This window comes from Hyphomonas sp. BRH_c22, from assembly GCF_000961795.1.
In the GTDB taxonomy this organism is placed as follows: domain Bacteria; phylum Pseudomonadota; class Alphaproteobacteria; order Caulobacterales; family Hyphomonadaceae; genus Hyphomonas.
On record NZ_LADU01000069.1, the window covers coordinates 34,193 to 57,515 of the forward strand.

A 23,323-nucleotide genomic window follows, 5' to 3' on the forward strand; every position below is an offset into this window, starting at 1 on the left:
AAGGCTGGAATGCTCCGCGCATATGAACTGGTCGGGATAAGTGCAGGCGATTTGGCGACACACATAGAATATGGGTGGGGATGATAGAGAAACTTTCAACTCCAGGTAATCGTTTCCTGATTTCGGGACGGCGCAGCGACGATCTGCTTGCCGTCTGGGGGGCTGATGCGATTGACAGGGAGCCGTGCGCCAATACTCGAAATTTCAGCTATCGTATTCAGCGCATTTTCATCCGTGTCGTGCAAAGAGACTGTTCGAATTCACCGCGTTTGCGACAATCTGGTGCGTGCGGTGAGTAGGCTGGCAGCCGGGGCGCAACAACCGCACGTTAACGGCAAACATGGTCTAAAGCTTGCAGCGCGCGGCAGGCTGTTATGAACTGACACAAACCATAATTTACCAAGGGGATTGCATTCATGTCGAAATTCAAGCGTTTTTGCCTGCTGAGCGTTGCTGCCAGCAGTGTGATGGCTGCGAGCGCAGCCGCTCAGGGCGAGAATTACTATAGCCGCGACAAGTACGAGTCGGTCCTGGACCGCCGTCAACCCGCCTACGATCCCGAGCCCATTCGCCTTGGTGCATTCCTGGTTAATTCCAATGCCAGTGCCTCTCTGACCTATGTCGACAACATTCGTGCGACAAACTCGAATGAGGAATCCGGTACTGTCGCCCGGCTAGGCATGGAAGTGGCCGCTCGCACAAACTGGAATGTGCATGAAATAGGCCTGGATGTGTCAGCGTTTCGCAACGAATACATTGAAGGCGACGAAGAGTCTTCGAATGATCTGCGCGGACGGTTGCGTGGCCGGCTGAACGTTAGTCGTGATGTGTCGGTCGGCGGCGCTGTATTCGTTGAAGATCGGGTCGAAGCTCGAACGGACCTGGCGAATGCTTCCGGCCTCGATCGCCCGATCGGAATCACACGCGTCGGTGCGTCGGTGAATGCGAATTACCAAAGTGACCGTTTCCGCTGGACCAATTTCGTTGAAGCGTCGCAGGAAAACTACGAAGACGGCCGCGAGGCCGGTACCGGAATACTGGTCGACCAGGACTATCGCGACAGCAGTACCACGGTCGCTCAAACCCGACTGTCCTACGCAGTGTCACCAAATCTGGCCGTGTATACCCAGGGCTCGATCATCGATCGTTCGTATGATGAACCCCAATTCCTGGGCGGTGCGTTCCGCTCGCGCGATTCAAGCGGTTACACAGTGGCCGCCGGTGCCGATTTTGAACTCAACTCGCTTGTCCGAGGTGATATCGCGATCGGCTACCTGAACGAAGACAAGGATGACGACTACTTCAATGACGTCGATGGCGTGTCCGTGGATGGGCGTATGCAATGGTTCCCGAGCCGGCTGACAACGGTTGGCTTTACTGCAGGGCGCCGGGTCGTCGATATCGGCGTGATCGATTCACCGAGCGCACTTCAAACCAATTTCGGCGCGCGCGTTGACCACGAGCTGCGCCGCAACGTCATCCTGAGTGCAGAGGCCAGTGTTTCGAGCTATGACTATCAGGAAATTGACCGGACGGACGATATCAACGACCTGTCGCTGACGGCGGCGTACAAGCTGAGCAAGCGGGTTCATGTCGAAGCTTTCGCCCGGCACATAGCTCGCGATTCGAGCGGCGCTGGCGTTTTTGGCGACCCCTCATATGACGTCAACCAGATTGGCGTCGGCCTGAAACTTTATCCCTGATAGCCCCAATATATCCGTAACCCGTTCTTCGGGCTGCGGCCGAAATGAGATGGTGTAGTACCTTGACCAAGACTTATAGTCTGGAAATTCCCTCGCAGGCTGTATCACACGTTGGTGATGCGCGCGATAACATGCCGATTGACTTCAAGGCGCTGGTAGGCACCGTCTACCGCCGCTTCTGGATCATCGCGACCGGCTTTCTCGTGACGGTTCTGCTCGTTGCGTACGTGACCTTCACGCAGACACCGATGTACAAAGCAAATGCGATCTTGCAGCTCGATACGAACAAGGAAAACGTCATTGATCTGGGCAGTGTACTCGGTGGACTGGCTGCCAGCACGGCCGTGATCGACACGGAAGTTCGGGTGATGGGCTCGAAGTCGATTCTTACCAAGGTCGCGACCAAGCTCAAGCTCGTGGAAGATCCGGAATTCAACTGGACCCTCGTCGAGCGCAAGCCGAGCATGTTTGATCAGGTCAGGTCTTGGACGGGTCAAGCCAAGAAGGACGTGACGCCCTATGCAAACCTCAGCCCTGAGGAACGCGAGTCGGCCATTCTTGAGACAGTTGTCCGAACCCTGATGGGCAAGGTAAATATCAGCCGCGTCGGGACGACCTATCTGATCGATGTCGAAGTGACGAGCAGCTCCCCCGAAACGGCTGCGCGGATTGCGAATGCCGTCGCGGACCAGTACCGTGTGCAGCAGCTCGATTCCAAACTCGAAGCGACCCGGCGCGCGACAGCCTGGCTATCCGATCGCGTGGCTGGTTTGCGCGATGAAGTGGAAGCGAAAGAGCAACGCGTGGAGGAATTCCGGGCAGCGACCGGGCTGTTGTCTGCCCAGGGCGCGACACTCACCGAGCAACAGATTGCCTATAATACCAACCAGAAAAGCGTGCTGGAAGCCCAGCTGAACCGTGCCCGTGCCCGTTATCAGAGCATGAAACGGCAGATCGACAGCGGCGCAGGTATTGATGCCATCGCTGAAGTGTTGGATTCTCCCGTTATCTCGAGTCTCAAGACCCAGCGCGCACAAATATTGCGGCGCGTAGCTGAACTTGAAACGACGTTGGGGCCCGCGCACCCTGAGCTCGTCGGCGCACGTAATGAGGCAGCTGACATCGAACGTCAGATAACGGCGGAAGTAAACCGGATAGCGTCAAATCTTGAGAGCGAACTCAAGGTTGCTCAGGACCAGATCAGCAGCATCAATTCCAATATCAGCCAGTCGACCGCGCAGCTGCGGGGTAACAATATCAATCTTGTGCGCCTGCGTGAACTCGAGCGGGATGCAGAGACCAGCCGCGTGCTCTACGAGGAGTTCATCAGCCGATCGAAGGAGACACGCGAGCAGGACGACTTGGTTCAGGCCGATGCGAACATCCTTTCGACAGCGTCCGTGCCCAGCGCTCCCAGTTCGCCACGGATATTCTTGAACCTGATTATCGGTTGCCTGCTTGGCGGCATCATCGGTGGTGGGCTGGCTTTGCTCGCCGAATTATTCGACATGAAGATCAGTTCGGCCGAAGAAGTTGAGCGCAAGCTTGGTGTGAATTCGATCGGTTCGGTGCCACTGATCCGCAGCACAAGCTTGTTGCCTTTCTCCCAGGTGAACCCCGCAGACTTCCTCGTGGACAATCCGCTCTCCGCGTTCGCAGAAAGTATTCGCTATCTTCGTGCAGCGATTGCATTCTCTGATATCGACAGCGAGACGAAAACAGTGGCTGTCACATCGTCTCTGCCGGACGAAGGCAAGACCAGCCTGACCTTGAGCCTCGGACGCATGTCTGCAATGTCTGGTTCCCGGACGCTTGTGATCGACGGCGACTTCCGTCGTCGCCAGTTGACCGAGGCAGCTGCGTTGTCTCCGGAAATCGGCTTTATCGAACATCTGTTCGGTGCCGGACAGCTGTCGGATGCGATCTGCAAGGATCACAGGAGCATGCTGGACATACTTCCACTCTCGAAATCAGGTCATGTTCCACATGACGTCTTCGGTACGCGGGCATTCGATGACCTGCTGGCACGCCTGCGTTCTATGTATGATCTCATCCTGATCGATACCGGACCTCTCCTGTTGATGGCAGAAGCCCGTGTGGTTGCGGGCAAGGCCGACAAGACGATCCTTGTCATTCGGTGGCGTCGTTCGCTTCGATCTGCGGTGAAGCAGTCGCTACACCTGCTGAAGTCATTCAATGCTGATCTTCTTGGCACGACGCTCAATATGGTGGATCTCAACCGCCGTCGTCATCACAATGATCCGGGAGCGGCGTACAAGGCCTACAGCAAGTATTATTCGATGGAGCCAAAGAAGTCCATTTTTGGATGGAACAAGACGCCAAAGGATAACTTCATGAAGTCAACTGCGAACTCCATTTCGCCGTCGGTGAACAGCGAAAAAGTGACGTCTCGTGCGAAATCACAAAAAGAAACGTCAAGATCCTGAAGCAGACTCCTGTGGGCGGGGCGAAGCCTCATAGCCAGGGGATGTCAAAATCGTGCCCGGTCATGCGTAGGGAAATGCAATGATCAAGGTGGCATTTTTTGGTCATGATGCGGGTGATGCAGCAGTGTTGCGGCGCGTGCGTGCAATGCAGGACGGCGGTGTGTCGGTCGTCGGCTTCATGATGCGCCGACAAGGTGACGTTGCGCCAGAATGGGATAATGTCGATCTTGGCCAAACCCGCGACGGCGCGTTCCTGCAGCGGATAATGCGGGTGTTTTCGGGAGCGCGTATCGCCGTTGATTCGAGAAGCGGTCTTGCGGCCGCTGACGTGATTTATGCGCGCAATCTGGACATGCTTGCTTGCGCATTCCTGGCCAAGCGATACGCGAAGCTGGATACGCCGGTGATCTATGAAAGCCTTGATGTCCACCGTCTGCTGACGCGCAAGGATTGGATAGGCATGATTTTTCGGGGAATTGAGCGGCGTTTGCTGTGTCGCACGATCGGCCTGGTTGTGAGTTCACCGGGCTTCCTCCGCAATCATTTCGAGAAGCACTATCGGGGTCTATATGAGCCTTACCTCGTCGAGAACCGCCTGACGGCAGCGAGCGATTTCGGGCCGCGTCCGGATCCGATCGACATTGACCGGCAAGCGTCAAAGCCAGATGCGCCACTCAGGTTGGGCTGGGTCGGCAATTTGCGATGCCAAAGGTCATTTGACTTGTTGTGCGCGTTGGCTGATCGCTATCCTGACCAGCTCGAAGTCAGGCTGCATGGCCAACCGGCCCGAACAGAAATCCCAGTCTTTGAGTCTGAAATCTATGCGCGCGCGAACATGGCGTTCGGCGGACGTTACCGGTCGCCGGAAGACCTTGCCGCCATATATGGCGGGTTGGACGTCGTGTGGGCAGGGGACTTCATGGAAGCGGGCTTCAACTCCAGCTGGCTGCTGCCCAACCGCATTTACGAAGGCGGCTACTATGCCACCCCGGCGATCGCGCCGGCTGGCACGGAGACGGCCGCATGGATCAACCGAAATGATTGCGGAATATCCGTCGAAGAACCTCTGGATGAAACCTTGCCTGAACTGTTTGCTTCCCTACTGAGCGATCGGAGCAGATTAGCCGCTTGTCGGCAACGGTTGCTTGAGATGCCAAACGAGGTGTTTGTCGAACCCAACGGGTTTTTCGCGGAGGTGTTGGAGCGCGTACTTATAAAGGCGCGTTCACAATGAAAATGGTGCAGACCATACCGGTCAACCATGAAAAATTGTTGGAGGTCGTCGACCCTTATAGCACGGGGTCGCAAGGCGCTCGTTACGATATGGCCTGTTGTCACGTGTCTGCCGCTCGATGGCCTCTCGCGCCCGTCCGCTATCTGCGCGTGATGTTCTTCGTCGGGATCGCGTCCTGAGACGGGGTGTAAATTTGACCTGAGGGAGGTCATCTTACGCGGATCCGTCGGAAGCTGTTGTTGCTGACACCAATCACGAGGAACCTAACACAGTGGCCGAAGACAGACTGGCTCTGTTTTCGCTTGTCGATGTTGATGGCTGTAACGGTCAGGGCTCTGACCAGAACGATCTTCGTACTCAACATGCCTGAAAATGCCGCGATGCAGGATTTCCTGGGAATTCTGGGCAAGGATTTGACATTTTCAGGTTTGAGCTGATCCCAGAAACCTGGACAGTGAGCCAAGGTATATCCCGAACGCGCAAGGGATATCCAACATGGGACGGTAAATAGATAGGACCTGTTCCCGCGCAGCGTGACTCTAACACCGATCGACCGTCTGGTAGTCTGGTGCCGCCAGGGCGCTCCGGTGTGGTTTGACCCACACTCTGATCGACCGGTTCACGTGTCTTTCCCAGGACCTGTCAGCTGCCCGGGAACACCCTGCGGTGAGCCGATGCCTGTGACCCAAGAAGGGCCTGACCGCTGGTCTCGTTACTGTCCTGTCCAAGCTTTCGGTCCTGGTGAAGCCACGCCCGACGAAGCATATGGAACTCGAAACGAACTCAAGAAAGCGCCCTGATCAACAACCCCGTTATACCTTCGCAAGGCCGGAAAACAGTGCAGGAAAACAGGACCACCTCATTGTTGATTACCGGCGCGATTATTCTGACGACGTCTTTCGCCGAATCTTGTCTCTCGGGCAGGTTCAATACGCTGGTGAACCTGTTCTGCTTTGCGTCAGTCAGGACCTTGGGAGCCAGCGAGCGAAAGTTCGAAAGTGTGCTCCCGTTATCCGCCAGAAAGCGGCCTGATGCCCGACTGTTCGCTTTCGGGGTACTGTTAACGCTTGGAAAGGTCGGAGTATGACGCGTTTCAGTCCCATTCTTGCCCGATTCCACCCTCAAGCATTGTCGTGTGCTCGCGAAACAAATGATGACGCTTTAAGCTGTCGTTAAAGTTGGATGGTCAAAACTCATGTCGATGACACCCTCCCGACTTCTCCGGTTCCCCAGGACTTCCGTCGAGTATTCACTCGAGACGCAGAGACGTCCTGAAACAGGGCATTTGTCAGGTGCGACGACACGGCTGTGGCCCATATGGGCCAGACTGCTTATTATCGTTGGACTGAGCGCGCTTCTCTGGAGCGTTATTATTTCCGGAGTAATGGCGCTGTTTGGCTAGCGTATCGGGCTTGATCAAGACGGATACTCCAGGTTCAGAATCGAGCGCCGTGCGCTCGGTGTGAAACATGTATGCGGCCTTGACGGCGTCCAGGCGTTCTTTGGGTTTGAAGAGGGCGCACATGTCGCCGATAGCTGTGGAGAATTCCTCGATCGTTCCGGCACTGACAGCTCGCAGATGAGCCTTGATCTGGGAGAAAACCATCTTGACCGGGTTCAGGTCCTGGGAGCTTTCCTGATGGCCATGCCCGCTTCAGAATCGGAACATTGGGAAGAAGTGTCTCCCAGCGCCTGAAAACTGACGCAGTAGTAGATTGCCCGAGCCCCATCGGCGAATTCCGGTGGGCCATGCCATGCGTACTGATCTTCGCTGCCCGTCCAGATATTCATCATGAGCCGGCCAGGCGATTGGGGAATGGGCCGGTCGGCGGCAGAGATCATCTTGACCAGCTTGCCATCTACAAACCACGTGACGGAGTCGGGTCGCCAGTCGAACGCATAGACATGAGGTTCGTCTGCGGCGTCGAAAGGTAAATCGATAAGAATCGGCCCTTTTGTCTTTCCGTTGACGAACAGGTTCGCTTGAAACCGGCGCGTATCATTGCCAAGAAACTCGATATCGATTTCGTCGTGCGGATCGTCAAAATTCGCGTCGGTATGGGTAAAAAAGGAAGAGACGACACCAGACCCTGGCGCAGCCTGCATGATGACTTCAAAGCGCCCATAACCATAGAAGCCGGTTTTCTGGACTTCAGCACCTGAGAAAGGTTGGTGAGCAATGGGTTTGCGATTGATTTCCAGTGAAATACTTGACGCATGGTATTGAACATTGTCCTTCACCCAGCCGGCCCTGTAGAAAGTGGACGGAAAGGTGAAATCCGAAATAAACCAGTCTTCTTCGTCAAAGCTGTCGGCAAAGGAAAGGTTGAAAGATTTGCCGTCACCGCGGTCAACGACCATTGTGCTGGATGCGCGAAACCAGAAGTGGGCCACAATGATCATCGCAACCAGGAGCGCAAGCACAATCGCAATGCTCTTTGTGAAGATGTTCCTGAAGCGAGTCTCGGCCATTCGTTCAATCCTGCAAGCAACGGGGGTTTTGAAGCTGAAGCGCGATTCTATCGCGCGCCTTGGGATTTGAACACGGCTGGCACCGTCAGGAGAACGATCTTGACGTCGCCCCAAAAAGACCGGCTACGAACATATTCCATGTCGGTCGCGACTCGCTGTGGATAAGACGTGTCGCTGCGACCCGTCACCTGCCACAGACCCGTGATTCCGGGGCGCACAGCGCAGTACTGCCGGAAGTTCTCGCCGTATTTCGGTATTTCACTTTCGACGATTGGGCGGGGACCAACCAGCGACATGTCACCGCGCAGGACGTTGTAAAGTTGTGGCAATTCGTCAATCGACGTCTTTCGTATGAAATGACCGAGTGACGTTATGCGAGGATCATGGGTCAGCTTTTGCGACTCTTCCCATTCGCGCCGAGCAGTCGGATCATTCTCAAGAATGTATTCGAGCCGTTCTTGCGCATCAGGAACCATTGAACGGAGTTTGAAACAGTTGAATGTTTCGCCGTTCAATCCGAAACGCCGCTGGGAATAAAAAGCCTTGCCACCATCCTGCACGCGAATGGCGACGGCGATGGTGAGTATAAGCGGCGCAACCATGAGGAGGGCCGATCCCGCGACAAGGATATCAAAAAGGCGTTTGAAAAAGAGGGCATGGTCGTCGGCGACGGAGGTTCGCAGGCGGGTCGCTTTGTAAGCGGTGGCTTCTGCCTGCCTCGACGATTTACTTAGTCTCAAGCCCATTCTGGTCCCCTGCAATCAACTAGCGGTTTGCTCACGATGCCGCGTCCACTCGACATGTTTGCAATTATCTTACCGCTTTTGAGATCCACGCTTATTGCGTTCGCCCCAACCAATGCAATCTTTATAGCTCTATTTTTGCGATTTATTAACTCTCCGTTTGCACTTTCTCCTCTCAGGCGAAGTATTGGATAAATATTCATTCACATTAGGCTTTTAACGGATTTTTGCGTATCGTTGTGATACGCAAGGCTCAAATCGCTGACCTGAAATGAAACACGCCCGCAATGATCGATTGATCATTGCGAGCGCAGACTTCTCGATTATCTTTCAGGTTTGTTCAGTCGAGCCCTAGAAAATGCGCTCGCCAATCCGAAGTGTGTCGCCAGGCCTCACGACCGTGTTTGTGTCAAGCTTGAGAGCCGCTTCCTCATTTCCGTCAGCGCTTTTGATAAATACGACCTTTTTATTGGCGCGATAGGTGAAACCTCCTGCTGCTGCTACAGCATTCAGCACGGTTAGCCCGGAATTGAATGGATATTCCCCGGGGCGACCTACCTCGCCAAGAATGTAAAACGGACGATAATTGATCACTTCGGCGCTGACCTTTGGATCGAGCAGAAAGCCGCTCGACAGATTGGTCGCAATCTTGGTTTCCAGTTCCTGCGTACTGATGCCGACAGCTTCCACCTGCCCGATGAGTGGCAATGAAATGGCACCCGTACCATCCACGACGAACTCGCCCGACAATTCAGGTTGGCCGAACACATTGATACGCAACTTGTCGCCCGTGCCTAAAGTATAGGCAGTATTCGTCTGAGCGGCCGCCGATATCGCAGGATCGGCGACTTGGCGACTCACGGACCCCGTAGATTGGCAAGCCGTGGCAAACATGAACATGGCGGCGGTTACCATGAGCGAAATAGAACGAAGCAGCAACATATTTGTAATCTCCAATCTGTGGCGACGATTTTAGGCCAAAGTGTTTCAGTCTGACACACTCACGTGGTCAGGAAAGTTACCTCCTCACCCATGAGTTTTACGGCAGATAATTTTCCGCTCAGGAACGCACCAGTGTCCAGACCAATTCGGCGATTGTCCCGGTAGATTCCCTCGGCGGGCGTGTGTCCATGGACAATCAGATGCGAAAATTGCCGAGGGTCGTCAAGAAATTCGTCGCGGATCCAAAGCATATCGCGTGTGCTTTGCTCGTGCATGGGTCTGTCCGGTCTGAGGCCCGCATGAACGAAAAAATAGTCGCCAGCGGAATGGTAAGGCTGGAGCGCCTGGTAAAACGCCAAGTGGTCCGGTGGCAAGCGCTCGCGGAAGGCTGCCCATAGCTTGCTCCAGGCCGCCCGAGCGTCAGCCATCGCCTCATGTGATCCCAGGCTGCCGCGCGTGTTCGGTGGCTGGAAGCCGTAGGAATAGAGTGTTTCGCCGCCGCCATAGCGAACCCATTGGCTTCCGAATGACTCATCATCGAGGAATTTGAGGAGGGCCTCTTCATGGTTACCCATCAGGAACACTGTCTCGAACTTGCCAAGGCGGTCGCTCAATAACAGTTCGATCACATCGCGAGACTGCAATCCGCGGTCAATATAGTCTCCCAGGAACACGATTGTCGCGCGCGTACCGTTGGGCAATTTGGCTGCATCCTGCTCGATCTCGACAATCAGGCGTTCCAGCAGATCGCAGCGGCCGTGAATATCGCCGATAGCATAGATGCATTCGCCTTCCGGCGCTGCTGTCACCCTCGTGATGTTCGCAGCCGCGGTAGATTCAGCTTCCGGCGCTGTATCAAGCGACTGTCCGACCCTGTCTCGAATTCTCGCGCGCAGGGAGGTCGCCGACCGGGTCAGGCGCCCGAACTGGTCGAGAAAAGACCTTTGCAAGAGTTGAGGCAATCGAGACATGGCGGCTTTCTAAGGAGACTCCTTATAGTCGTTTCAGGATAAAAACCAATTTCCGGTATACTGAATTTATCTTGGTCCCATAAGGGATTGTCTTATGAATCCTGCAGCCCAACTCATGTGCATGATGCCAGAGGCCACACCAGACAGAAGCCCGCACAGCGACCTTTTGGTCAGGCACATAAACACAGAGGCAATGGCTAGAATGAGAAGATAGCCAGTCGGGAGCAGCAGGCCGATTGGGGCGAGGGGGGCGACGAGCAGGCCTCCGAGCGAGCCAAGCAGGGCAAGAACCGGCAGCATCTGACGTATCTTTGGCCGTTTGCCGTGCTTTCGTATCGTTCGCGCGCGCCCTCTGCCATAGCTGTAATATTGCCGCGCCAGTGCGGTGACGGATTGGCGCGGGAAATAGACCTTGCGAATAGTTGCATCGAGGAAAATCCGCTCGCCCGCCCGAACGACGCGCTCATCATATTCGGCATCCTCGTTATGGGAGAAGGACTCGTCGTAGCCGCCGATTGCCCTGAAAACGGAGAGATCGAAGCCGGCATGGTGCCCATGGTCGACATAACCCGACTGCTTGCCGCCGCGATGGGCCGACCCGCCTGAGCCCAGCGGCGTATCAACGATCCAGGCATTCGCTTTCTGGAAGCATGTTTCACCGCGCGCATCCATGGGAATAACAACCGATGCTGCCCGTGTTCTGGCGAGCGAGGTGGCGACCGAGCGGATGAATCCTGCGGGAAAAATCGAGTGGGCGTCGCAGCGTACAACATACCGCGTGTCATTGCCGGTGCATTGGGCAACGGCCAAGTTCATCGCTGCGGACTGGAAACGTTTGCTGTTGTGTATCAGGCGCAAGTTCGCAAACTCCGACATCAGGCGCTTGACGATTGCTATTGTGTCGTCTGTGCTGCCTCCGTCGGCCACAATCAAGGGAACCTCCCGGAGCCACGGGTCGCCGGCCATTAACGAGCGAACACATTGTTCGATATGCTGCGCCTCGTTCAAGGCAGGTATCACGGCGATAACCCACGTCGAATCGAGGGTTTCAATCGACTTTTTAATGGTTAGAGGGGCCGTATTCACCATGATTTTCCGCGTCGCGTGTCCAAGTGGCTCTGGTACAGCAATTCCTGTTCCGTTTTACGCCAAGTACGCGAAATGGTCAGCCAGTGAGTGTCAAAGTGCTATGCCACGTCGCTACGAGGGTGCGCCTATCGATTTTTTTGCGACTCTCCCTTGGGTCAACCTTGCCCGGAATCCGGAAGGTCATAGTGTGACTGAAAACATGCAAGTGAATAAGGGAGAGCATTCATGATCGGTGTCATCGCCAAACTGAAAATCCAGGACGGGAAACAGGCTGAATTCGAGCAGGTCGGCAAAGACCTGATGGCCAAGGTGAAAGCAAACGAGCCGGGTTGCCTGACGTACCAGTTGTACAAGGAAAAGGGATCCGAAACGGACTACATATTCATGGAGCAGTATGCGTCATCGGACGATCTCAAGGCCCATGGCCAGACCGAGTACTTCAAGGCGGCCGGCCCCAAACTCGGTGGTTGCCTGGCGGGTGCGCCGGTCGTTCAGTATTTCGATATCGTAGAATAATCGGAGCGCGTCCATGGACCTGTCATTTACGCCGGAAGACACCGCTTTCCAGCAAGAGGTGCGCAGCTGGATAGCCGGCGCCTATACACCAGACCTTCGGGCGAAAATGGCCATGTCGAAGAACGGATACCTCGACAAGGAAGGGCAGGTCGCCTGGCAGAGAAAGCTGAATGAAAGGGGATGGGTCGCGCCTAACTGGCCGGAAGAGCATGGCGGCCCGGGACTGTCTCCCTCTCAGCGATATATCCTGAACATGGAGCTGTCGGCTGCCGGCACGCCGACGGTCAGTCCCATGGGGCTTTCCATGGTTGCACCCGTTATCATGGCATTCGGCTCAGAAGAGCAGAAGAAACGCCACCTGCCGCCCATTCTCGCTTCGGAAGTCTGGTGGTGTCAGGGGTATTCCGAGCCAGGTTCCGGCTCTGATCTCGCATCGCTACAAATGAGCGCTGAACGTGACGGTGACGATTACGTCCTGAACGGGTCGAAGATCTGGACGACGCACGCCCAATGGGCCGACTGGATTTTTTGCCTTGTTAGGACAAAGAAGGGCGTCAAGCCGCAGGAAGGCATCAGCTTCATTATCTTCCCGATGACACTGCCGGGCATTTCGGTTTCGGCGTTGCCGACGCTCGACATGCCGGTGGAGGGCCAGCAGGAAGTCAATCAGGTCTTCTTCGAAAACGTGCGCGTGCCCATCGAAGGCTCTCTGGTGGGCCAGGAGAACGAGGGCTGGACCTACGCCAAATACCTGCTGCAATTTGAAAGGGGTAACTCCTACGCCCCTGGACTGCGCAACATGCTGAAGAAGGCAAAGAAGATTGCGAGTGTGGAACAGGCGAATGGCGATGCACTGATCCGGGACGCCGATTTTGCCCGCAAGGTGGCCGGACTGGAGATGAAGATCGACAGCCTTGATGCGACAGAGCAGAGGATATTTTCATCGCTTTCAGCCGGACAGGCTGTTGGGCCCGAAAGTTCGATGCTGAAATGCCAAGGATCAGAAACGCAGCAGGAAATCACGGAACTGCTTGTTGAGGCTGTAGGAGGCTACGGAGCGCCGTTCGTGCAGGACAGCCTGGCGATCGCCCGGCAAGGGGCAAACGCGGACTTGCCCATGCCGGAATATGCGGTGCCTGTCGCTCCAAGCTACTTCAACTATCGAAAAACCTCGATTTACGCCGGATCAAACGAGATTCAGCGGAATATCATGGCGAAGATGGTGCTTGGCCTGTAGTTGAACGCCTGAAGAGAGCGCAGCGGATGGCCATCGGCTCACACGGCAAACCCAGCTACCTGACGCGTATTGCGTTCGGCGTGGGCGGCGTGGCCGATGGCGTCAAGAACAACGGTTTCGACTATTTTCTCCTGTTCTATTACAGTCAGGTGCTCGGCGTGTCTGCCTCGCTGGTGGCCGCAGCACTCTTCATTGCGCTCGTTGTCGATGCCGTTTCGGATCCCGTTGTGGGGTATTGGTCAGATAATTTCCGGACCCGCCTCGGACGAAGACACCCCTTCATGTATGCGTCCATGGTTCCGGTGGCGATCGCCTACTATTTCGCCTGGAACCCGCCAGCCGGGCTCACCGGCAATGATCTGTTCCTGTGGCTGGTTGTCCTTACAATCTGTGTGCGCATCCTGTTTACGATGTATGAGGTGCCGCAAAATGCGCTCGCGGCGGAACTGACCAGCGATTATGACGCGCGAACATCCTTGATGTCCTTTCGCTATTTCTTCGCGTGGGTGGGTGGCTTGAGTATCCAGATCGCGCTTCTCGCACTGCTTTTGCGTCCGACTGAGGCCGACCCTTCAGGGTTCTTCAACAAGGACGGCTGGCAAACTTACGGCCTGTGGGCCTCCATTGTGATCTTTCTTGCAGTGTTCGCAACGACTGCGGGCACCCATAGCCATATTCCGCACCTGAAACCGCCTCCGCCTCAGCGCAAGCTGACCCTTGGCACCATTTTCCGCGAGATTCTTGAGACGGTATCCAATCCCTCGTTCAGGGCGCTCTTTCTGGCTACGCTCTTTGGTCTGCTCGCGACCGGCATTTCCGCCTCACTTAACCAGTACATCAATGGGCTGTTCTGGGAATTCACGACGGACCAGACAGCCCTGCTGACAGTTGCCGTTTATATATCGGCGGTCATTGCCCTGATCGTCGCACCGATTGTCGGAAAGACACTGGGCAAGAAGCGGGGAGCTATCATTATTGGAGTCCTGGCCTTTACGATTGCGCCGGCTCCGGTGCTGGCGAGAGTCCTCGGATTGATGCCTCCCAACGGAACGGATGCCCTTTTCAACATCGTTATTTCTGTCACGATTTTTGACCTCGCGCTGATCATCGCGACGCAGATGCTGATGGGCTCGATGATTGCCGACATTGTTGAGGATAGCGAGTTGGAGACCGGGCGCAGGTCCGAGGGCATTTTCTTTGCCGGCATCAGCTTCATTCGCAAGCTGGCTCAGGGGTCTGGAGTCATGCTGGCCGCCATTGTGCTTTCGGTTGCGTCCATCGCGCCTGGAATGCGGCCCGGAATGGTGCCGGAAGCTCAATTGAAGGTGCTTGGTCTCGGGTACGCTGCATCGCTGCTGACGATCTGGATGCTCATGATTTTTTGCGTGTCCTTTTATCGGATCAGCCGCGAAGGGCATGAGGCGAACCTGCGGGCGCTTTCAGAGCGCGAGCAGCGGTTGGCCGGCGATTAAATTCTGACTGAAATGTCATAAACGGACGAATTGCCTCCGCCGCGATGCCGCAATAGAGCCATAGTCATGATGAATACATTGCCCATGACAAAACACATCTCGAAGCTGCTGGCCGCTATCGGTTTTGCAGTGTTGACGCTCCTGATCGTGGCCGTGACGCCGCTATTCGCAGATGCGCAGGAAGTGCCGCAAAATCGGACCGAGATGGAGTTGTCGTTCGCACCGCTGGTGAAACTCACCTCTCCTTCTGTCGTAAACGTCTATACACAGAAGCGGGTCACGTCTCGGGTCTCGCCGATGGAGCAGTTTTTCTCCGGTGGGGTAGCGCCGCGAGAGCGCGTTCAAAACTCCCTCGGATCTGGTGTTATTGTGGGCGCTGACGGTGTGATCGTCACCAATAATCACGTTGTGGAAGGTGCAGAATCCTTCCGGGTCGTTTTGAGCGACCGCCGGGAGTATGCCGCAGAACTTGTTCTCGCTGATGAGCGAACCGATCTTGCGGTGCTCAAAATTGACCCGGACGGCGCAATACTGCCCACACTTCCATTTGCGGATACGCGCGCGGCGCAGGTTGGTGACCTCGTTCTGGCTATCGGAAACCCGTTCGGTATCGGTCAGACGGTGACGAGTGGCATCCTGTCGGCCACGGCGCGCACCGATGTCGGCATTTCTGACTATGCTTTCTTCTTGCAGACGGATGCGGCCGTGAACCCCGGCAACTCTGGCGGGGCACTCGTCAACACAAAGGGCGAGCTCGTGGGCGTCAATACTGCCATCTTCTCACGTTCCGGTGGCTCCAACGGAATTGGCTTCGCCATTCCGGCGGAGATGGTCAAACGCGTTGTCAATGCCGCCATCAATGAGGGCACATTCGTCCGGCCCTGGCTCGGGCTGGCCGGGCAGGCAGTCAGCTACGATATCGCCAAAGCGCAAGGGCTCGACCGGCCGATCGGTGTGATGGTGACTGAAGTTTACGAAGACGGGCCAGCAGATCGTGCGGGTTTGCGGCGGGGGGACCTTGTGACCGACATAGACGGTCGTGAAGTCTTCGATGAGAAAGGGCTGAAGTTCCTTGCTGCGATCAAAAGTCCAGGTGAAACAGCCGAGCTGAAGTTGATCCGGGGCGGCAAAATTGAAACCAAAAGCGTGAAGCTTGCACCGCCGCCGGGCGCGACCGAGGCCGATATCGTCTTGCTTGACGGGCAGAGTGTCTTCTCGGGTGCGCGCGTGGTCGAATTGTCTCCTCGGCTTGCAGAGGAGAACGGCCTGGACCCATTCCAGAAAGGGTCAGGCATTTATGTGCATTCGGTACTTAGCAGATCGGTAGCACGCAGTTTTTTCCGGCCTGGCGACATCATTCGGTCCGTGAACGGCATATCCACCAAATCCGTTACGGATTTGAAGTCGGTATTGAAGCGGGACACGCGCAGCTGGAATATCGAACTCGAACGTAACGGCCGCATGATCAAAGGCACAGTGACGCTTTAGATATCGCTATTTCGCGTGAACAACCACCGGCACATTTTCAAATCCGAGTACAAAATTGGACAGGACCCTCTGCGGTTGTCCAACAACTTCTATGCGTTCAAAACGTGACAGAATTTCTTCCCACAGGATACGCAGCTGCATTTCAGCGACACGGTTTCCCATGCAACGGTGAATGCCGAATCCAAAGGAAAGGTGGCGCCGGGCATTTTTCCTGTCGATCAGGAACTGGTCAGGGTTTTCGATGGCTGTTTCGTCGCGATTACCGGATGCATACCACATCACGACCTTGTCGCCTTTGCGCATCTGCTTACCGCGGAACTCGAAGTCTTCTTTCACAGTACGCCGCATGTGCCCAAGGGGCGTCTGCCAGCGAATGACTTCTGACACCATGTTGGGAACCAGTGAAGGGTTTGCCTTAAGTTTCGCGTACTGCTCCGGAAATTCGTTTAACGCGACGACACCGCCTGAAATCGAGTTCCGTGTCGTATCATTTCCGCCGACGATGAGCAGCATGAGATTGCCGAGCAACTCCATTGGATTGTTGATCATGTCCTTCGTTTCGGGGTCATGGGCAAACAGGGAGATGAAGTCGAACTTTCGAGGCTGTGCTGCTCGCTCTTTCCAAAGTTCGGTGAAGTAAGCGAGACATTTGTGGAGCTCGGCCTCACGATGCTTCATGTCCACGGCGATACCAACCGTTTCCGATGTCGTTGTAACATCAGACCAATAGGGCAGCAGATGGCGGTCTTCGAACGGGAAGTCGAACAAGGTCGCCAGCATCTGGGTCGTCAGTTCCTTGGACACGTGATCAACCCAGTTGATCTCTTCGCCTACGGGTACGTCATCGAGAATGTTATTCACTCGTTGTCGGATCAAAGACTCAATGTCGCTCAACTGCGAGGGGGCGACAGCCGGCTGGACAGCCTTGCGCTGCACATCGTGGACGGGCGGGTCCGCTGCAATGAACATAGGCGTGTCGAAATCATCAGGCGCGTCACCAATGACGATGTCCCGTTTCGACGAGAATATGTGGTGATTGGAATCGACGGCGATAATGTCGTCATACCTGGTTATCGACCAGAAGGGGCCAAATTGGCTTTTCTCGCAATAATGGACCGGGCTCTCTTGTCTTAGCCGTCGAAAGTATTCGCCATGGCGATTATGCAGAAACAGCTCCGCACGCGAAACATCCAGTGTTTCCAGGGGAAGATCCCATGGATCCGGAATGTCCGGTTCCAGGCTTTGAATCGTGTCCGCCAAGGTATCCTCCCCAGTTTGTTTTTATGGGGAACACGCTACGCTTGATTGTTTCACACGGGAAGATGTCAGGCAGAACCGATTGTTGTGCGGTGCAGCAGGCGATCGAAGCCTTTGTAGCCTCCGGTCGCCATATGGAGCAGGCTTCTATTGTCCCACATGACCAGCATGTTGGGCTGCCATTCTTGGCGGTACTGGAATTGCGGTTGGGTCTGCCAGCGAAAGATTTCCGTTATCAACTCCCATGCTTCCGTCTGTTCCATACCATCAATTCCAATGATGTATCCGGCGCAGCCGAACAGGGCTTCACGCCCTGTTTCGGGGTGGTATGATATGATTGGGTGCAGCTGGGTCGCCTCAGCATCGTCGGACGGGCGAATATCCATCGAGCGTCCCGACGCGCGATCCTGCTCACCATAAAAGCCTGCTGGAGCATAAGCGTTGCGGGCTGAATGAACGGCGTACTTGCCTTCGATCCGCTGGCGGAGACTGCCGGGCATTTGCTCGAGCGCGAGATGCTGGTTCGCGAACAAGGTGTCGCCACCCTGGGGCGGAATTGTAATGCCATACAGGCACGTTCCGGCTGGCGGCTTTTCCTGAAAACTCCAGTCCGTATGCCAGCTTTCCGCAAATATGGGAGCGGTCTCGTCAGCAGCTCGCTTCACAGCGATAATATGTTTGCGGCCCGGAATCGGGGCGATAAAGGGATCGTCTCCGAAGGGACCGAACAATAGTGTGAAACGTTCCAGATCGTCATCGTTCATTCGTTGATCCGGAAACGCGAGCACATGGTGCTGCAGCCAGGCACTGCGTATTTCAGACGCGACATCAGCTGAAACCGGCCTGGACAAGTCCACACCCGTGACAGATGCGCCGAATGGCTGCCCTGATGGGCTAATCTCAAGCGACATGTTTTTTTCCTCCCGGTTGATCTTATCACGAAGACCGTTCCCGCATAGGAGTGCTTTATGTCTGACCTGTTTGCCGCCTCCGGTCTCGCCGATTCTGCGCCGCGTCCCCTTGCGGACCGTCTTCGTCCTGCGAAGCTGGCTGACGTGGTCGGGCAGGACCATTTGATTGGAAAAGGTGCGCCGCTCAGCCGGATGCTCGAAACGGGTCGCCTTTCCTCCATCATACTGTGGGGCGCGCCTGGTGTGGGCAAGACGACAATCGCGCGCTTACTCGCCGCCGAGTCCAAACTGGAGTTTGAAGCGATCAGCGCCATTTTCGCGGGCGTGAAGGACCTGCGGGCCGTGTTCGAAAAGGCGGAAGCGCGACGGGCTATCGGCAATGGAACCCTGCTATTTGTGGACGAGATCCATCGGTTCAACAGAGCTCAACAAGACGGATTTCTTCCCTATGTTGAAAGCGGCGCAGTTACTTTGGTAGGGGCTACGACGGAAAATCCGAGCTTCGAACTCAATGGTGCCTTGCTGTCACGCTGCGCGGTTCTGACGCTGAAGCGACTTGAGCCGCATGATATGGAAACTCTGTTGGCGCGCGCCGAAGCTCACGAAGAGCGGCGGCTGCCGGTCGAGAGCCGCGCGCGTCAGGCCATGATCGATATGGCCGATGGTGACGGCCGCTATTTGCTCAATCTCGCCGAGCAAGTCTTCACACTGGCGGATGACTCGGTTTCGCTGTCTCTGGAGGAGTTGAGCGCTGCAGTACAAAGACGCGCGCCTGCGTATGACAAGGACCGCGAAGAACACTATAATCTGATTTCAGCATTGCATAAATCGATCAGGGGATCAGATCCGGATGCGGCCCTCTACTGGTTCTCCCGGATGATCGAGGGAGGCGAAGACCCACTTTTCCTGGCGCGCCGACTGGTTCGGATGGCCAGTGAGGATATTGGCCTCGCTGACCCGACGGCCCTGATGATCTGTGGCGAGGCAGCAAGAACCTATGAGCGACTAGGCAGCCCGGAAGGAGAACTGGCGCTTGCTCATGCGGTGATCCACTTGGCAACTGCGCCCAAGTCGAACGCTGCCTACCTGGCGTACAAGGCTGCGCGACGCGCCGCTGCGGAGACCGGCAGCCGAATGCCACCAAAACACATCCTCAATTCACCTACGGCCATGATGAAAGAAGAGGGGTATGGTGAGGGATACGAATACGATCACGATCTCGAAGGTGGTGTGTCAGGACAAAATTACTTTCCTGATGGCATGGTTGGCCAGACCTACTACACGCCGAAAGGGCAGGGTCGCGAGCGCCAGATCGCTGAACGGCTGAAGGAAATTGCGGAGATCAGAGCCAATCGGCAGGGTAAGTCATGACTCGCAACAGACCCGTGCCAGAGGTTTCACTCGAAGACAGGCAGTTCATCCAGTCACTGATCGTCTATGAAGACGAAGACCTTATCGCCTTTAACAAGCCATCTGGATTGCCGGTGCAGGATGGCCGGGGGATTGATCGCTCGCTGGACTCGCTTTTAGGCGCGTTCGCGCGATCGAACGGCAAACGCCCACGACTCGTTCACAGGCTGGATGCGGGCACATCCGGAATGGTTATCGTTGCAAAGACCCAGCCGGCCGCGGCATTCCTGTCAGCGGAGTTTGCTGAACGGCGAACACGCAAAACCTATATCGCGATTGTTGGCGGCAGGATCCCCTCTGAAAATTCGGGTATGATGGATGTGCCTTTGATAAAGGTTCAGGAAGCGGGAAGAGTTCGCATGATCGCGGCTCGCGCGGATCGCAAGGGAGCCCTGGCGTCGCGCACGGGATGGGAGCTGCTGGAAAAACATGAGGGATACGGGATGTTGCGGCTTTATCCCGAAACAGGACGGATGCACCAAATCCGCATCCATTTGGCGAATGCCGGCTGTCCCATTATTGGCGATCCCATCTATGGCAACGGCAAGGAAGATGCCTCGCGCCTGATGCTGCACGCCTTGTCGCTGAAGATCATGAAGCCCTCCGGAGACGTGCTTGAGTTGATCGCAGATATCCCGACCGACTTTGCCGAAATTGCCAATGGGCTTGGGTTTGAAGCCTGTCTGAGCGAGGTGGTATCTCAATAATTTCCATGCGGCGATTGATCCAATCAATCGTGCCAGCTTCCGGATAATCAGAGCCCGCCAGTTTCTTGGCGGGCTCTGGTATGATATCCGAAAGAGCCTTAGTGCTCGCGCAAGCGAGGCCCAACGGCCAGCATCTGTCCCGAATTGACGGCGTCAGCTCTTGCCAGGTCTTCGATCAGGACCTGCATGCGATCATCGTTCGCCACGGTGCCAAGCATGTAGGCGACGCGGGCCGTTTCTTCCGAAACTCCGAACAGACTTTCAAGGGCTTCAAATCCGGATTTCCGGCGAGGGTAGAATGTGAGACGTGGCGTAACGTCGGCGTCGATTCCGCCGAGCTCCTTGGCCTTGTCGATGGCGTCCATGAAGCCACCGATCTCGTCGACAAGACCCTTCTCAATCGCGTCTTCGCCGCTCCAGACCCGTCCGCGCGCAACTTCGTGCACCTCGTCATACGTCATGCCGCGACCCTCGCCCACGATACCGAGGAAGCGATCATAGCCTCGTTTCAGCCATGCCTTCACTTCTGCTTCCTGGGCCTGTGTGAAGGTTCCGGTTCCGTAGGCGTCGGCAAATTCGCCGCCGACGCTGACGGTGTCGAACGTAACCCCAATCTTGTTGAAGGCGCCTTCCAGAGCGAATTTGCCGCCGAAGATACCGATTGATCCGGTGATCGTCGAACGGTCAGCCATAATGTAGTCAGCCCCTGCCGATACATAGTAGCCGCCGGATGCTGCGACCGAACCCATCGACACGACAACAGGCTTGCCCTTTTCCTGGACCCGCTTGATGGCGCGCCAGATTTGATCCGAAGCCGTTGGCGAGCCACCGGGACTGTCAACGCGGAAGACAATCGCTTTGACCTTGTCATTGTCGCCGGCATCGAGGATGGCGCGCGCGATTGCGTCAGAAGCGAATGCCGGGGGGCTGGAGAATGGCGAACCGCCTTCGGCGCCACCCGTTACAATTGGGCCTTCGCCTCCCACAACGGCGATGAGAGGTGCTTTGAGACTTATGGTTGGTGGCATGTAGGTTGCGAGTTCGACGAGTTCTGCGTCTTCTCCCGCGCGCTCCTTGGCTGCGTCCTCAGCTTCCTCTGGCCAGCCCAGCTTGTCCATTATCTTCAGGTCAATGACTTCCTGGGCGGACTTGGGGCCGCTTTCCAGTGCGCTTCTTACCGATTCGACGGAAAGGCCACGGTCATCGGCAATATCGCTGAGAGAGACATCCCAGATTGAATCAGCCAGTGCGGTCATCGCTTCCCGGTGCGGCTCAGTGTACGCCGTTTCATTGTAGGAATTGGGAGCGTTCTTGTATTCATAGAATGGGTAGATCTCGGACCGGACGTCGATTTTCTCGAATAGGCCAGCAAGGAATTCGGTTTCAAACGTGACTCCGGTGGCGAAAAGGTCTGTACCTGGCTGAATCCAGATTTCATCGGCGGCCGTCAGCGACCGAAGCGCGGAAGGACCACTCATTCCATACGTGCCCTGCGTGTGGGCAATGATGAACTTCCCGGAATCGCGAAAACTGTGAAAGGCCTGGCGCAGTTCTTCCGCGCGTGCGCTCCCAACACCAATCATTGCGCCCCGCAAGTAGAGACCTTTTACGGCATCGTCTGCTTCCGCTGCCTTTAATTTGGTCAGGAGGTCAATAAAGCCAGGGGTCTGCGAAAACGCCGCCAGACCACCAACAGGGCTCTGATCGGGAAGTTCCATGTTCAGGTCGAGACTAAGGACAATACGGTCCGGCGCGGGTGGAGCAGAGTTTGTCGCACCAACGATCAGGATCACGAAAAACGAGACGACCAGCAGGATAAAAACGAACATCGCGGCGAATGCGCCTGCCATGGACAAGAAGAAGGTTTTCATATTTGCGCAAACTCCGTGCAGTGCAGCTAAAAACGCCGAATGTTGACTTTGCCGATTATCGATAAAAATGTAAAGGGCGAGCTACACACGGCGGGCAAACTTGGGACTTGTCGGGCAATAGATGTGCTCGACCGCGTGAAACAATGTGATCGGGTGTTGCCAGCGTCAGCAAGAGTGGCTATCTCGCCTGCTTCGCGTTGGGGTGTCGCCAAGCGGTAAGGCACCGGTTTTTGGTACCGGCATTCCCAGGTTCGAATCCTGGCACCCCAGCCACCTTTCCGGTTGTCCGGCCCGGACACATAGGTAACAGTATGTACCGGAGAGATGGGTTACACTTTTGCTCCGAACGGGTTGTCGATTGTCTGCAGGGTTCTCTGCTCGAGGTCAACGTATCCGAGGTCATAGTGCATGAAGGAGACGAGCCATATGCCGTCGTCGACCTCCTTTACGCCGACACGCTGACCCGCGAGCACGGTGGAGATGTTGATTTTTTTCCGATGCATGCAGATCCGGCCGCAGGCGGTTATCAGGACCTCGCGATCATGGAAGGGATAATCGATGTCTGGCAGGCCGTCATAGATGCGCGATGACGGCGTGTAGATCTCTGCAGGGGTCGCCATGGCGAGGCCTTCATGCGGACGTTCTGTGTTATATTCCCTGACGAAGTCATCGAACCGCACCTGCTGTTGCAGGTGATTTTCGCAGGCCGGCCGGGTGGTTTCCTGCTTCAGGGTCAGGTGCATGCGCTCATGCCGGCCATTCTGCTGCGGATGGCCTGGCTTGATGCGTTCGATGGCGATGCCGAGTCTGAGCCACCAGACAGAGAGTTTCGAGAGATTGTAGAGCCCGTTGG

Annotated in this window: 19 protein-coding genes and 1 tRNA gene; 10 read left to right on the forward strand and 10 right to left on the reverse strand. The window is 55.8% G+C overall.

Annotated elements, in window-relative coordinates; genetic code table 11:
- The first annotated feature begins 416 nt into the window (after positions 1–416).
- The 3 genes from VR74_RS09160 to VR74_RS09170 all read left to right on the forward strand — a co-directional run bounded on the left by VR74_RS09160 (position 417) and on the right by VR74_RS09170 (position 5,384).
- Positions 417–1,703: an outer membrane beta-barrel protein gene (locus VR74_RS09160; RefSeq protein ID WP_045696075.1), complete on the forward strand. Its 1,287-nt coding sequence runs from the start codon at positions 417–419 to the stop codon at positions 1,701–1,703.
- A gap of 62 nt (positions 1,704–1,765) precedes the next feature.
- On the forward strand, positions 1,766–4,150 hold the full coding sequence (locus tag VR74_RS09165) for a polysaccharide biosynthesis tyrosine autokinase (RefSeq protein WP_299950002.1): 2,385 nt from the start codon (positions 1,766–1,768) through the stop codon (positions 4,148–4,150).
- A gap of 79 nt (positions 4,151–4,229) precedes the next feature.
- Positions 4,230–5,384, forward strand: coding sequence for a hypothetical protein (locus VR74_RS09170; RefSeq protein WP_045696076.1), 1,155 nt, complete (start codon positions 4,230–4,232; stop codon positions 5,382–5,384).
- Positions 5,385–6,672: 1,288 nt separating this feature from the next.
- On the opposite strand, the gene VR74_RS09190 is transcribed toward VR74_RS09170, so the two are convergent.
- The 6 genes from VR74_RS09190 to VR74_RS09215 form a co-directional block, all read right to left on the reverse strand.
- Entirely contained in the window at positions 6,673–6,990 is a 318-nt protein-coding gene (locus VR74_RS09190) for a hypothetical protein (protein WP_045696082.1), read from the reverse strand.
- Between the two features lie 11 nt (positions 6,991–7,001).
- Complete coding sequence (locus VR74_RS09195; protein ID WP_299950004.1) at positions 7,002–7,856, reverse strand: family 16 glycosylhydrolase; 855 nt, start codon at positions 7,854–7,856, stop codon at positions 7,002–7,004.
- A gap of 47 nt (positions 7,857–7,903) precedes the next feature.
- Positions 7,904–8,602 carry a sugar transferase gene (locus VR74_RS09200; RefSeq protein WP_299950006.1) on the reverse strand — a complete coding sequence of 233 codons (699 nt, stop codon included), beginning with the start codon at positions 8,600–8,602 and terminating at the stop codon, positions 7,904–7,906.
- A gap of 348 nt (positions 8,603–8,950) precedes the next feature.
- Entirely contained in the window at positions 8,951–9,541 is a 591-nt protein-coding gene (locus tag VR74_RS09205; RefSeq protein WP_045696083.1) for a polysaccharide biosynthesis/export family protein, read from the reverse strand.
- Between the two features lie 59 nt (positions 9,542–9,600).
- Positions 9,601–10,512 (reverse strand): metallophosphoesterase family protein, encoded by a 912-nt coding sequence (locus VR74_RS09210; RefSeq protein WP_299950008.1) that lies wholly within the window; start codon positions 10,510–10,512, stop codon positions 9,601–9,603.
- A gap of 66 nt (positions 10,513–10,578) precedes the next feature.
- The gene (locus VR74_RS09215; RefSeq protein ID WP_045696085.1) at positions 10,579–11,601 is read right to left on the reverse strand and encodes a glycosyltransferase family 2 protein; all 1,023 of its coding nucleotides are present in this window, start codon (positions 11,599–11,601) and stop codon (positions 10,579–10,581) included.
- A gap of 225 nt (positions 11,602–11,826) precedes the next feature.
- On the opposite strand from VR74_RS09215, the gene VR74_RS09220 reads away from it, so the two are divergent.
- The 4 genes from VR74_RS09220 (at position 11,827) to VR74_RS09235 (ending at position 16,314) form a co-directional block, all read left to right on the forward strand.
- Positions 11,827–12,117, forward strand: a complete 291-nt coding sequence (locus tag VR74_RS09220; protein WP_045696087.1) for a putative quinol monooxygenase — start codon at positions 11,827–11,829, stop codon at positions 12,115–12,117.
- A gap of 13 nt (positions 12,118–12,130) precedes the next feature.
- Positions 12,131–13,354: an acyl-CoA dehydrogenase family protein gene (locus VR74_RS09225; RefSeq protein ID WP_045696089.1), complete on the forward strand. Its 1,224-nt coding sequence runs from the start codon at positions 12,131–12,133 to the stop codon at positions 13,352–13,354.
- 26 nt (positions 13,355–13,380) lie between these two features.
- Positions 13,381–14,826: an MFS transporter gene (locus VR74_RS09230; RefSeq protein WP_045696091.1), complete on the forward strand. Its 1,446-nt coding sequence runs from the start codon at positions 13,381–13,383 to the stop codon at positions 14,824–14,826.
- A gap of 147 nt (positions 14,827–14,973) precedes the next feature.
- Positions 14,974–16,314, forward strand: coding sequence for a Do family serine endopeptidase (locus VR74_RS09235; protein ID WP_299950010.1), 1,341 nt, complete (start codon positions 14,974–14,976; stop codon positions 16,312–16,314).
- A 6-nt stretch (positions 16,315–16,320) separates the two neighbouring features.
- On the opposite strand, the gene VR74_RS09240 is transcribed toward VR74_RS09235, so the two are convergent.
- Together VR74_RS09240 and VR74_RS09245 are read right to left on the reverse strand one after the other, a co-directional pair.
- Positions 16,321–17,574, reverse strand: coding sequence for a cytochrome P450 (locus VR74_RS09240; RefSeq protein ID WP_045696092.1), 1,254 nt, complete (start codon positions 17,572–17,574; stop codon positions 16,321–16,323).
- Between the two features lie 65 nt (positions 17,575–17,639).
- The gene (locus VR74_RS09245) at positions 17,640–18,482 is read right to left on the reverse strand and encodes a TauD/TfdA family dioxygenase (RefSeq protein ID WP_045696094.1); all 843 of its coding nucleotides are present in this window, start codon (positions 18,480–18,482) and stop codon (positions 17,640–17,642) included.
- A gap of 57 nt (positions 18,483–18,539) precedes the next feature.
- Between VR74_RS09245 and VR74_RS09250 the strand changes: the two genes are divergently transcribed.
- Positions 18,540–19,853, forward strand: coding sequence for a replication-associated recombination protein A (locus VR74_RS09250; RefSeq protein ID WP_045696095.1), 1,314 nt, complete (start codon positions 18,540–18,542; stop codon positions 19,851–19,853).
- Positions 19,850–20,599 (forward strand): RluA family pseudouridine synthase, encoded by a 750-nt coding sequence (locus VR74_RS09255; protein WP_045696097.1) that lies wholly within the window; start codon positions 19,850–19,852, stop codon positions 20,597–20,599. The genes VR74_RS09250 and VR74_RS09255 overlap by 4 nt, the downstream gene beginning before the upstream one ends.
- 98 nt (positions 20,600–20,697) lie before the next feature.
- Here VR74_RS09255 and sppA read toward each other — a convergent pair whose 3' ends face one another.
- The gene (gene sppA / locus VR74_RS09260; RefSeq protein ID WP_045696098.1) at positions 20,698–22,470 is read right to left on the reverse strand and encodes a signal peptide peptidase SppA; all 1,773 of its coding nucleotides are present in this window, start codon (positions 22,468–22,470) and stop codon (positions 20,698–20,700) included.
- A gap of 198 nt (positions 22,471–22,668) precedes the next feature.
- Between sppA and VR74_RS09265 the strand changes: the two genes are divergently transcribed.
- Positions 22,669–22,743, forward strand: a tRNA-Gln gene (locus tag VR74_RS09265).
- 56 nt (positions 22,744–22,799) lie between these two features.
- On the opposite strand, the gene VR74_RS09270 is transcribed toward VR74_RS09265, so the two are convergent.
- A partial coding sequence (locus tag VR74_RS09270; RefSeq protein ID WP_045696099.1) for an integrase core domain-containing protein occupies positions 22,800–23,323 on the reverse strand: 524 nt, incomplete at its 5' end.